Consider the following 12,025-nt stretch of genomic DNA (forward strand, 5'->3'; position numbering starts at 1 on the left):
ATCGTTTGCCGGAACTCGTCTATAACCAAACGGAATAGAACCGGGCGAAGTCTGTATTGGACAGAATTGATTAGCCGCATCATCCTTTTTCAGAAGGCTCGATGCTCGATTGGCCGCCGTCACGCACAATTTCGCGACCGCTGAAGCTTGAGTAAACGCAAACGCATAGCGTTAGAGGTTTTGATCACGAGGTGGATAAAATATGAAATATTTTGTTCTGACGACTGCAATTGTGTCTTTGCATATCTCCGGGCCGTTGGTCGCGCAGGAAGTACCCTCGGACGCGACCGCAAACGTCTTGAAAGGCAGACCGTATTCTCCTTATGCGGATCGCGCCTATCCCGAACGCGTGCTTTTCGGCGACACGCACGTTCATACAGCGCTTTCTGCGGATGCTGGCGGTGGTGGTACGCGGCTGATGCCGCGCGACGCCTATCGGTTTGCCCGTGGCGAACAGGTCATGTCGAACACAGGCCAGCCCGTTAAGCTGTCTCGTCCTTTCGACTTTTACATGATCACCGACCACTCTGACGGGATGGGGGCGATCACGGATATCCTGTCGGGCGCGCCGAACATTATGGCGGATGAACAGGGACGCAGGTATCACGAGGCCTTTAACGAGGGCGGCGAGGCCGCGCTGCGGGCATCGCAGGAGCTCACCGCAAGTTTTGCGCAAGGCACGATCAGCTCGGCACTCAACTATCAGCCAGGCAACCCAGCTTATGAGCGGGTGTGGGACGATCTTGTCAACATTGCCGAAGAGTTCAACCAGCCCGGCATCTTCACCACCTTTGCCGCTTTTGAGTGGACATCGCTTGTGAGTGGCAACAACCTGCATCGCAATGTCATCCTGCGGGACGGGCCGGACAAGACGCGGCAACTTGTGCCTTATACCACCACCCCGCCCTTGGGATCGCCTAACCCACGTGACCTGTATGCCTGGTTGCAGACCTACGAGGACACAACCGGCGGCGATGCGCTGGCGATTGCACATAACGGCAACCTGTCCAATGGCTGGATGTTCTCTTTGGTGGATGATTTTGCCGAAGGTACTCCCCCGCTGGACGCGGACTATGCGCGCGCCCGACAAAAATGGGAGCCGCTTTACGAATGGACACAGTTCAAAGGCGACGGTGAGGCCCATCCTTTCCTATCGCCCGAGGATGAGTTCGCGGATTACGAAACCTGGGACTGGGCCAACCTCGACGTCAGCGAACGCAAGACGCCTGACATGTTGCCGGGGGAATACGCGCGGTCGGGCCTTTTGCGTGGTTTGGCGATGCAGGCAGAACTTGGCGTGAACCCCTATAAATTTGGCGCAAGTGCCGCGACCGACACCCATACCGGTTTGTCGACCGTGGCCGATGATAACTTCTTTGGGAAATTTGCCGCCTATGAACCGAATGCCGAGCGTGCCAGCCACGCCGCGCGCACGTTTGCCGATGGTGAAACGGCATATTACAGTTCTGCATACAGCTCTGCAGGTATGACAGCGGTTTGGGCGCGCGAGAACACGCGTGGCGAGATTTTTGATGCCATGCAACGGCGCGAGGCTTATGCAACGACTGGCCCCCGCATGATCGTGCGCTTCTTTGGCGGCGACTATGCTGACGATGTCCTTGCCCGCCGCGATCTGGCGCGTATCGGTTATTCCGGCGGGGTCCCCATGGGGGGTGATCTTGCCGTGCCTGCCAATGGCGAAGCACCAGACTTTCTCGTTTACTCGCTGCGCGATCCCATGGGCGCCAACCTTGACCGTATTCAGATCATAAAAGGCTGGATCGACGCCGAAACTGGCGAGGCGATGGAGCAGGTCTATGACGTCGCATGGGGCGGTGACCGAAGTCCGGACGAAAACGGCCAGCTGCCCCACGTGGGCAACACGGTTGATCTGTCTATTCCATCTTGGACCAACACAATCGGGTCCCCGGAATTGGGGGCGGTCTGGTCGGACCCGGATTTCGATCCTGAAGAATCCGCCTTTTACTACGCTCGCGTCATCGAAATCCCGACTCCGCGCTGGACAGCCTACGACGCCGTGAAATTCGGGGCCGAAATGCCTGAAGGCACGAAAATGGTCACGCAAGAACGCGCCTATACCTCACCCATTTGGTACACGCCGTAAGGTTCAGGAGGTTCCCATGCGATCGCTTTTGATCATTGCTCTGGGCTTGGTCTGCGGGACGACTGTATATGCGCAGGACACCCCGCCTGTTGGGCCGGCCGAAACATATTCCCCTTATCCTGAGCAGAATTTCCCAAACCAGGTTTTCTTCGGCGACACCCATCTGCACACAACTTACTCGGCAGATGCGGGACTGTTCGGCAATACGCTTGGCCCCGATGAAGCGTACCGTTTCGCCAAAGGTGAAACGGTCACCTCTTCAACCGGACTGCGCGCGCGCCTTGCACGACCACTCGATTTTCTCGTTGTGGCAGATCACGCTGAGAATATTGGGACAGCGCCGCTTCTGGCTGCGCGGGACCCGCGCCTTCTGGAGACCGAATACGGGTCGTCTCTGCTGGAGGCTCTGGATGCAGATGATCTTCCCCGGGCTTGGGAGATTTTCTCGGTGACCAAAGCAAGCGGCGAAGACCCCCTGGCTGACATCCCAGGCATCTACGACAGCGTTTGGCAGGAGATGACAGCCGCCGCCGAAAGGCACAATCAGCCCGGAGGTTTCACGGCCTTCATCGGCTTCGAATGGTCTTCGACCTTTGACCGTTCGAATTTGCATCGCAATGTCATTTATCGCGGCGGAAAAGAAAACGCCGATACGCGTTTGCCGTTCTCTCAATACGACAGCGCCAACCCCGAGGATCTTTGGGATTGGATGGAAGCCTATGAGGCTGATACCGGAGACAAGCTGTTGGCGATCCCGCACAACGGGAACCTCTCCAACGGGCTGATGTTTGACAGCGTCAAGCTTGGCAGCGATGAACCGCTTGATGCGGCCTACGCCGAGCGCCGTGCACGGTGGGAGCCGCTCTACGAAGTGACCCAGATGAAAGGCGACGGCGAAGCGCATCCGATGCTGTCGCCGGATGACGCATTCGCGGATTTTGAAACCTGGGACAAAGGTCAACTTGGCCCAAATCCAAAGACCCCCGAAATGATCCCAAATGAATATGCGCGCGAAGCCCTTAAACGCGGTCTCGCCTATCGCACTGAACTTGGGATCAATCCGTTCAAGTTTGGCATGATCGGCTCAACGGACAGCCACACATCGCTTGCGACCTCGAGAGAGGACAATCACTTCGGAAAAGTTGTAGCGCTTGAACCAACGGCCGACCCGATCCGTTTCGAGGAGGTTGTTGGCGGCGTCGGAGGGGACGAGAGCGTAGCGCAATATGCCTGGCAGACCTCTGCGTCTGGATTGGCAGCAGTTTGGGCGCGCGAGAACACGCGCGAGGCACTGTTCGACGCGATGATGCGCAAAGAGGTGTATGCCACGACCGGTACGCGGCTCCGGGTTCGTGTATTTGCGGGATATGAGTTTGAAGAATCCGATCTCCCTCGGTCGGACTTCGCGGCGCATGGCTACGCCAATGGCGTACCTATGGGGGGTGATTTGGGAAAGAGTGAAGGCCGTGCGCCGCGATTCCTTGTGCGGGCCTTGCGTGACCCGGACGGGGCCAATCTGGATCGGGTTCAGATCATCAAGGGTTGGCTGAACGCAGATGGCTCCACCAGCGAACAGGTCTATGACATATCTTGCGGCGGGCGCGAAGTGATTGACGGGGTCTGCGATGGGATGGTCGGCAACACCGTCAACGCGCAAGAGGCCACCTATACCAACGACATCGGTCAGGCGATCCTTGGTGGCTTTTGGGTAGACCCAGATTTCGACCCGGCCCAGAGCGCATTTTACTACGTCCGTGTTCTGGAAATCCCGACACCACGCTGGACGACCTATGACCGCAAGTTTTTTGGCGTCGAACTGCCCGAAGGCGCGCCCAAGGCCATTCAGGACCGGGCCTATACATCACCCATTTGGTACGCGCCCTGACCCGACACCCAAACAGCGCGGCTAGCGCGCGAAGATTTAGAACGAGGTGACGAATGAAGACATGTCTACGCGGTTTGCGCCCAATGGCGGGCGCAGCGACCCTTGCGGCCTCGTTGGTTTTGCCGGTCAACCCGGCGGTTGCAGTTGAAGGGGGGCTGGGCGCTTATTTTCTGGGGACGCGGGATTCTTTTGCCGGATTTGTGCCAGAACCCGGAACCTATACAAGCCTGACATTCGACCACCTGAATGGCAACGTAGAAGGCGTTTCCCTTGCCGGCCTTCCGATTGCGGCGGACGCGGATCTGGAGCTCAACCTGTGGCGTCTGGGTGTAACGCAGGTATTTGACGCGCAGCTTTTTGGCGGGACACCTGCCTTTAACCTGACCATCCCGTTTCCCGTCGCCGATCTCACCTTTACCGCGATCCGCCCCCCGTTGCAGGGTGCGAACATCGACGATTCTATCTCAAGCTTCGGTGACATCAGTCTGACCGGTCTGGTGGGTTGGCATCGGGGCAACCTTCATTACAGCACGGGTATGACCGTCTATGCCCCGACCGGCGAGTATGAAACCGCGTCGATCAACGTGCAGGAGCGTACGGTCAGCGTATTGAACTCGGGCAAGAATGTCTGGTCTTTCCAACCCTTCTTCGCCGCCACCTGGTTCGTCCCCGAGCGCGGTTTTGAAGCCTCGGGGGCGATCAGCCTGCTATTCAGCGAAGAGAACGACGCCACGGATTACCAAACCGCCCCCGCGGTTCAGCTTGAAGGCGCAGTGGTGCAACGATTTCGATCAGGCTGGGGTGTCGGGCTTGCAGGCTATACGTATCAGCAGCTTGAAGATGACGGCGGCGCAGGTGCCGAACTGACCCGGATTGCTCTGGGGGCCAGCAGTCTGAAAGCGAGGGTCAGTGGCATTGGCCCACTGGTCACCTATGAGGGCGGCACGCTGTTGGGCGCGGACGCGTCGCTCAAACTCAAATACACACATGAATTTGCAGCAAAACGGCGGTTTGAAAGCGACATCCTGACGGCCGTGATCTCACTGTCTTTTTAATGCTGAAGCTATTGGGGGCCAAGAGTGGCTGAACGCATGGATGATAAACCGATGAATGAGAGCCGGCAGACAACCAACCCTCCGCGCGGGGCAGAGCCGCCGCGCGGTAAACAAAGCCTGTTTCACCGCCTTGCCACGGAACCATTTGTCCATTTTGCGCTGCTCAGCCTGGCGATATTTGGCTGGTTCAAGCTGGAGCAGCCTACCGAATGGGCTGCTGAGCCAGACACGCGGGTGATCGTCATCGACCAACGGCAGGTCGACGTTCTGGCCGGTCAGTTCGAAGACACCTGGCGGCGGCCTCCGACGGAAGATGAGTTGTCTGCCCTCAGGGAGGATTGGCTCAAGCGAGAGGTGCTGGTGCGCGAGGCGATGGCACTGGGTTTGGACGGTAATGATGAGATCATCCGCAACCGGCTGGTGCAGAAGATGAACTTCCTTCTGGCCTCTCAGGCGGGTGCGGCCCGCCCGGATGACGCGGTGTTGCAAACCTATCTTGCGGACAATGCCGACACCTTCACGATCCCCGCGCGGCTTGCGGTCAGCCTTGTGTATCTGGGGCAAAACCCCGGCACCACGTTTGTCGAGCAGACCCAGGCACGTTTGGCTGCCGGGGAAGATCACCGCCAGTTGGGTCAGGCCTCGTTGCTGCCATCTGACTTTGGTCTGAGCGCTCGTAATGCTGTTGACGGAAACTTCGGAACGGGTTTCTTCGATCAGGTGCAACCACTGCCGTTGGGGGAATGGAGCGGGCCTGTTCAGTCCTCCTTCGGGTTTCACTTGGTTCGGCTCGACGACAGATGGGATGCTGTCTTGCCGCCTTTTGGCGCGATACGCGATCGCGTTTTGGCGGATTGGCGCGAGAAACAAGTTCAAAGCGCGACACAGAGGTTCATAGACAATCTTCGGTCCACCTACACGGTGCAGGATCTGACTGAGACAGGTGCGCCTGCAGGTGAATCATGAGGCACCTTCTGACACTGGTCGCGCTGCTGGCCGGGCTGTTGCCACCCATCCGCGCCCATGCCCATGCGTTGGAACCGGGCTATCTCGAGATCTCGCAGGAAACCGACAGCGACTGGCATGTCTTCTGGCGCAAGCCCGACGTACGCGGCGCGCCGATGGATATCGACGTAACGCTGCCCGAGAACTGTTCTGCGCCCGCCTTCGACGCGCCGGTCTTTGACGGCCGCGCCTGGACACAGGTCTGGCGGATGACCTGCGGGCAGGATCTGCGCGGCAACATGATCGGGATCGACAGGCTCGAGGCGCAAAGGACGGATGTCCTGCTGCGGGTTGGGTATCTGGATACGGTGAACATGGCGACCTTCCGCCTGACCCCGGATGCACCTTCGGTGATGTTGCCTGCACAGCACAGCTTGCTGCAAACCCTGTGGCAATATGGGGTGTTGGGCTTCGAACATATCCTCGAAGGCTGGGATCACCTGCTGTTTGTCTTTGCCCTGCTGGTTCTGATCCGCAATCTGCGTCAGTTGATCTGGACGGTCACGGCCTTTACCGTCGCGCATTCGATAACGCTGGGCCTTGCGACCTTCGGCGTACTGAACGTGCCCGGTCCTCCGGTTGAAGCTGTCATAGCCCTGTCGATTGTCTTTCTGGCGACCGAGGTTCTGCGGTCGGATGACAAACCAAAGACACTGGCCAGCCGGTTCCCTTGGGTGATTTCCTTTGGTTTCGGTCTGCTGCACGGGCTTGGTTTTGCCGGAGCCTTGGCCGAGATCGGTCTGCCGGAACAGGATATCCCGGCGGCCTTGCTTGCCTTCAACCTCGGGGTTGAGGCGGGGCAGTTGGCGTTCATCTTTGCCGTACTGGCCGTGTTCGTGACACTGAAAAAGACACTGCAAGTTGTCTGGGGCTGGACAATGGCGCAAGGCCCCTCGCGCCAGATCCTTGGCTATCCGATCGGATGCATTGCCGCGTTCTGGCTGGCTGAGAGACTGGCCGGATTTTGATCCAACAAAGAAAAGGAGAATGGACAGTGAACAGGGTACTGGGGTGTGCAATGGCGGTCGCGATGCTTGCGGTTAGCGGCTGCGAAATAGCGGATCCTGATTGCACACCGGAAAAGGCTGCGAAGCGCCAGGTCCAACAGGCAACGATTGGGGTCAGCAATCGCTGCACACCGGCCGAGACCGCGCGGGATACCGCCGGGATCGAAAGTTGAAGTATTCGGGTGTTTAAAACCCTGAGCGCAATTTGAGTGGTGGCGAAGTGGCACCCGATATCGTCCATTAGAAACGGTTGTCACTGCCTCAGGTTTTGAAAGCCCGGATCGGTTCCCCGTTCAAACCTAGTTCAACGGGGAACCGTCAAAACTTGTCAGTGAATCCACCAGATGGATTGGTGGGAGGGTTCAGATGCAAGCAATAGAATGCATGCACGCGCGGGTTGGCCAGACAAGGGTTCGACGCATACATCGTTTAACGCGTGGAGGGTGCCACAGATGAACGACCAAACCACTTTATCGTCGAAGCCTTGTGGCCCGCTCCACGTTCTGCAAGGTGTCTTGAACCGGTTTTCAGGTTTGACCCTGTTGGTCATCGGCGTGATGGCATCAGGTTAGATCAAAGTGCGCGCGCCGGTGTTGCAAAGCAAGACGCAAAAGCCGGTTCGGTTCGAAATATCGGAAGGAACCCGCGCCGCGATTGCGAAATGGATGGGAAATGAGCTGATGGTCGGCTCAGAATATCTCTGGCCAGGCCGTTTTCATGAGCGCCTTCATATCTCGACCCGCCAGTGTACAGGTCGGGCGAACACTCGGTCGCATAAATGCCGGTGCCGCCAAAGCTTCGCAGGCCCATCACGATGGCAGGGCCGGTCCTGCTGTCTTCGCGCAACCGGAAGTGGACATCAAAACTGCGGTCATACCGGTCGCCGCTTTCTCCGTCGAACCCGCAGATATAGGCATAGCGAAAACTGCCATGGGCCCATGGCAACAGCTGAAAGGTCAGCGTCGCCCGGCCCGTGTTCCGCGAGCCTGCCGCAGTAAAAACCAGCTCGCCATCATCGAACGTCTCGGCGGTTGGAATCTCGATCAGCCCGGGGGTTCCATAGATCGATACCGACTGCGCCTGTGCAAGGCCCGTCGCCAAAACGCAAACCAGGGCCAAAAGGCCCGTTCGCCGCTGTGTCACTGCTCGAATATTCGCGTCAGTTTCGCCGCAGTCACCCAGACGCATTAAGCAAGAACGTCTTGCCTCAGTTCCACACACAAACGGCTTTTTTTCTTTTAGCTCAAAATACAATCCAAAAAAAATATACAACCCAACCATATACTTAATAAAACCAACAGTTTTGTTGATAACCTCTGAAAACTGCAGGTTCGGCCAATAATCGGGGCGCGAAAAATCGTATGCGCCGGCCGGTCTTCAACGCAGTTTTGAGCTATTTGTCTCTGGTGAGCCGGTCAATAAGCCGGTTGAGCGTTTCTGTCATATCTTCTGCGGTGACAGGCATTCCCGCAACGCTTTGCTGGATGAAGTATCGATAGGCTCCGTCCAGGATAACATAGATCTCGACGCCCGTGACATCCTTTGCGGCAAACTTCTTTCCCAACTCGTCGCAGATTTCGATAAACCGTGCTTCGACGTCGGCAACTCGACCTCTGAGCTGGCCGTCGAACATGGCCTGATTGCGGATGTCATACCAAAGCCGGTGCATGTTCGCGTGGTTGATGATCGAATAGGCGAACAGCTCGACATAGGCACTGCGCGCTGCTTCCGGGCTGAGGTTGGCATCAAGGATTGCTGTCAACTGTCGTGTAAAACGATCAACCGACAGGTCTATGCAATATAGCAGCAACCCCTCTTTTTCGGGAAAATAGTACTGAATCTTTCCCAGCGACACGCCGGTCGAGGCCGCAATGTCCCGCAAGGTCGTGTTTGCATACCCGGCCTGCGCAATCGTTTTGATCGCGTTTTCGGCAAGTTCGCGGCGTTTGTGTTCTCGGTTTCTGTCGCGCAGCTTGGCGCGATTCTCGGGCAAATTTTGCATCATCCGCACCTCATAGCGCAGTTTGCTCAAAAGTGTGAGCATCTCCCGCGAATTCCTCAGACGTGAGCCAAAGCGCTGAAAATGCAACATTTGTCACGCATTAAAGTTTCAGTTCATCCGTACAATACAAATGTATTGAAAAAATGCAAATTTATGTGTAACAAAAGATTGTCATTACCGACAAACAAGCCAGCCAACTGGCAAGCAACAGGGACAGAACCATGACCAATCCAGGATATGCCCGGATTATTGGCAGGATTTGTGCAGGACAGATTAGTCCAATGCGCCACGTTTTTTCGGGAGGGGAACGGTGTTCGCGACCGGACTGAATTATTCACCAAACTCAAACAAGCGACAAGGAGATGCCAGGCCGGTGCGTCGCGCACCACAACAAAAATAGACCAAAAAACCGGCCTGAGATTGGGCTGCAAGAACGACTGGGACAATGAAAAATCGCGCAACCGGCCTTTGGCCGAACCAATTCCTGTTGCCTGCTGCATACATACCCGCTCACGGGGCAAAGAAGGGATTGCAAACGGGGGATCACGGTCCGCTTTCGCACGCCATTGCGATGCAACCAATCTGCGCGCTTCTTTACTGTACTGCACACAGCCCTTCAAGCCGGAAAAAGCACTCGATCGGTGACGCGGTCGTGGATCGGGTGTCCAACAATACGCCGTTCGCGGCGCATGCAACAGATGGCCGGGCGATATGCGCAACGGCCACACAAAATCCTCTGGGTCGCCTCACGAACTGACACCAGAGAAAGGGAGGGAAGTATGAAGATAATTGCAACATTGGCATTGGGCGCCGGCCTGATTTCAAGCCCCGTTTTTGCGGGCGGAATCGAGGGGTTCCCATCCGAAACCCGGTTCCTGTTCGAACAGGGCCGCTATGTCGAGATCACCGGTGGATGGGCTGACGGCAAAACCGAAGGCACAGAGTTCGGCCAGCCCACGGGTGACGTTACGCCCAGCATCAGTGGCCTGTCCCTGGCATATAAGCAGGACCTTGGGGAAAAGTGGGTGTTTGCAATCCGCGGGTTCAATTCGATCAACTATAAACTGCAGTATCCTACGGGAACGGGCGCTCCGTCGGCGGGTACAAACGTCCGCTATCGTGGCACCGAAGTCGCCGTGATGGCGCGCTACAAGTTCAACGAGAACATCAGCGCCTATGCCGGTATACGCTTTGAAAAACTGAACGACTTCAGCGGTGCTCTGATCAACCCCTCCCTAAGCTATTCGCTGGATTCCGAAGGTGACTACAACCCCGGATTCCTTGTGGGTGCGGCTTATGAGATCCCGTCGCTCGCGTTTCGTGCTGACCTGACCTATTTCTCGAAAATCGACCACGATCTGGATGGGGTCGAACAGCTCCAGCCGCTGCCACCAAGCGACGTGACAACCCAACTGACCACACCGCAGACCGTTGCGCTGAACGTGCAAAGTTCGATCAGCGGCCCATGGGGCGCATTCGGGTCGATACGTTGGAGAAACTGGGATGACACCGCAGTGCAATCGCCCGCACTTGGTGGCCCGCTGGCAGAGTTTGCAGAAAACTCGGTCGATTATCAGTTGGGGGTCGGATACCTGCTGAACCCGAAGTGGTACTTCTACGGCATCCTGTCCCGGTCCCAGCCCGAAGGCGGTTTTGTGGGCTTTGATTATCAGGGCGGCGGCAAAGGGATCACGCTGGGTGCGGTGCATTCAATCGGCCAGACCCGCATCCTGGTTGATGTCACCTACGGAACGCTTGGTGATGTCAACGAACCGGATGCCGGCCTTCAGATCCGGAACGTATCCGGCACTGCTGTTCGAGTGAGTGTTTCGCACAACTTCTGATCACCTGTTCAGCCGTCATTGGCGGTCGCACCCCAATCGCAAATGGCCGCTGTAACGCGTCCGCTGCATCGGCGGCCATTTGCTTGCTTGGGGCTTTCCGATGCCAAAGCAGCCTGCCAGCTTTGACAATAAACCGCGGGCATGATCTGCTATGAGTGATCGTTCACTATCGAAGGCGTTGAGGAGACCTAAATGGATGATCTGTTGGCTGGCAATCGGCGGATCAACAAAGCAAACGGCGTTGCCAATGGCATTATGCTTCGCGGGCTCATCTTATGACCCCGCAAAAGTACTGACGTAACCCAAGTATCAAATGCGGGCAGCAAGCCCCACTAAAACGAGAACCTAATGCAATACATCAAATCCAACCCGTTTTCCTGGATCGTCTTCGTGTGCCTGCTGCTGGCAACATGGTTTCAGGTCTTTTCGATCTGGGGCGCACTCTTCATGTGGTGGGCCGTCTCGTCCTTCATGACCGGACAGGCCTTTCTGATTGAAACAATCGACAGCCAGGAAAACCCGCCCCTCTTCTACGCCATCACGACCATGTGGTTCCTGTTCGGTCTGCTTTACGTCGTGCAGGACCTCGCGTGGCGTCTGTTCGGAATATACATCGGTTAACTGTTCAGGAGAAACTCAATGACCAAGACTGCATTTTTCGCCGGTATCATGGCCCTTGTGGCATCTCAGGCTGCGGCCGGGGATATACAGGTCGACATCTCTGGTGTTGAGGCCGGACGCGGAGGGGTCATCCACGTCCTGGCGTTTGATGACAAGACCGCTTTCGATCAAAGCCAGATGGCAAAGATCGTAGGTTACGCAAAGATTCCCGCCTCGGGCAGCTCGGTTTCCGGAACGCTCAAGAACCAAAATCCGGGGTCGCTGGCGATCATGGTTCACCATGACGAAAACGACAACGGTCAGTTCGAGATGAAAGGCCCGGTTCCGCAAGAAGGCTGGGCCTATTCCAAAGGTGCGGGCGCCCGATCTGTCCCCGTCTTCGAGGACGTGGCGATCGACTATGACGGCAATAATTCCTCGGTCGGGCTGAAAATGAACTACGCAAACTAAGGCCGCCCCAAAGCTTGGACCTCGACTGCCC

Annotated in this window: 11 protein-coding genes and 2 pseudogenes; 10 read left to right on the top strand and 3 right to left on the bottom strand. The window is 56.9% G+C overall.

Annotated elements, in window-relative coordinates; translation table 11 throughout:
* Positions 1–202: 202 nt before the first annotated feature.
* The 7 genes and pseudogenes from J7416_RS13760 to J7416_RS22850 form a co-directional block, all read left to right on the top strand.
* Positions 203–2,125 carry a DUF3604 domain-containing protein gene (locus J7416_RS13760; RefSeq protein WP_209225478.1) on the top strand — a complete coding sequence of 641 codons (1,923 nt, stop codon included), beginning with the start codon at positions 203–205 and terminating at the stop codon, positions 2,123–2,125.
* A 16-nt stretch (positions 2,126–2,141) separates the two neighbouring features.
* A complete protein-coding gene (locus tag J7416_RS13765) occupies positions 2,142–4,010 on the top strand; it encodes a DUF3604 domain-containing protein (protein ID WP_209225479.1) in 1,869 nt (622 codons plus the stop codon).
* A gap of 53 nt (positions 4,011–4,063) precedes the next feature.
* Positions 4,064–5,065: a transporter gene (locus J7416_RS13770; RefSeq protein WP_209225481.1), complete on the top strand. Its 1,002-nt coding sequence runs from the start codon at positions 4,064–4,066 to the stop codon at positions 5,063–5,065.
* 51 nt (positions 5,066–5,116) lie between these two features.
* Positions 5,117–6,031, top strand: coding sequence for a peptidylprolyl isomerase (locus J7416_RS13775; protein ID WP_209225482.1), 915 nt, complete (start codon positions 5,117–5,119; stop codon positions 6,029–6,031).
* The gene (locus J7416_RS13780) at positions 6,028–7,038 is read left to right on the top strand and encodes a HupE/UreJ family protein (protein ID WP_209225484.1); all 1,011 of its coding nucleotides are present in this window, start codon (positions 6,028–6,030) and stop codon (positions 7,036–7,038) included. The genes J7416_RS13775 and J7416_RS13780 overlap by 4 nt, the downstream gene beginning before the upstream one ends.
* A 26-nt stretch (positions 7,039–7,064) precedes the next feature.
* A complete protein-coding gene (locus tag J7416_RS13785) occupies positions 7,065–7,250 on the top strand; it encodes a hypothetical protein (protein ID WP_209225486.1) in 186 nt (61 codons plus the stop codon).
* 372 nt (positions 7,251–7,622) lie between these two features.
* Positions 7,623–7,823: pseudogene (locus tag J7416_RS22850) on the top strand (integrase); the annotation flags it as partial.
* Positions 7,824–7,854: 31 nt separating this feature from the next.
* Here the strand turns inward: J7416_RS22850 and J7416_RS13790 are convergent.
* From J7416_RS13790 to J7416_RS13800, 3 genes and pseudogenes are all read right to left on the bottom strand, one after another.
* A pseudogene (locus J7416_RS13790) lies at positions 7,855–8,358 on the bottom strand (YjbH domain-containing protein); the annotation flags it as partial.
* 112 nt (positions 8,359–8,470) lie between these two features.
* Positions 8,471–9,121: a TetR/AcrR family transcriptional regulator gene (locus tag J7416_RS13795; protein ID WP_209225487.1), complete on the bottom strand. Its 651-nt coding sequence runs from the start codon at positions 9,119–9,121 to the stop codon at positions 8,471–8,473.
* Between the two features lie 71 nt (positions 9,122–9,192).
* Positions 9,193–9,579 carry a hypothetical protein gene (locus J7416_RS13800; RefSeq protein WP_209225489.1) on the bottom strand — a complete coding sequence of 129 codons (387 nt, stop codon included), beginning with the start codon at positions 9,577–9,579 and terminating at the stop codon, positions 9,193–9,195.
* A 279-nt stretch (positions 9,580–9,858) separates the two neighbouring features.
* Between J7416_RS13800 and J7416_RS13805 the strand changes: the two genes are divergently transcribed.
* The 3 genes from J7416_RS13805 (at position 9,859) to J7416_RS13815 (ending at position 11,994) form a co-directional block, all read left to right on the top strand.
* Complete coding sequence (locus J7416_RS13805; protein ID WP_209225491.1) at positions 9,859–10,923, top strand: hypothetical protein; 1,065 nt, start codon at positions 9,859–9,861, stop codon at positions 10,921–10,923.
* A 348-nt stretch (positions 10,924–11,271) separates the two neighbouring features.
* Complete coding sequence (locus J7416_RS13810) at positions 11,272–11,544, top strand: hypothetical protein (protein WP_209225492.1); 273 nt, start codon at positions 11,272–11,274, stop codon at positions 11,542–11,544.
* A gap of 18 nt (positions 11,545–11,562) precedes the next feature.
* Positions 11,563–11,994 (top strand): DUF2141 domain-containing protein, encoded by a 432-nt coding sequence (locus tag J7416_RS13815; protein WP_209225494.1) that lies wholly within the window; start codon positions 11,563–11,565, stop codon positions 11,992–11,994.
* Positions 11,995–12,025 lie beyond the last annotated feature (31 nt).

The organism is Ruegeria sp. R14_0, assembly GCF_017743975.1.
Classification (GTDB): domain Bacteria; phylum Pseudomonadota; class Alphaproteobacteria; order Rhodobacterales; family Rhodobacteraceae; genus Ruegeria.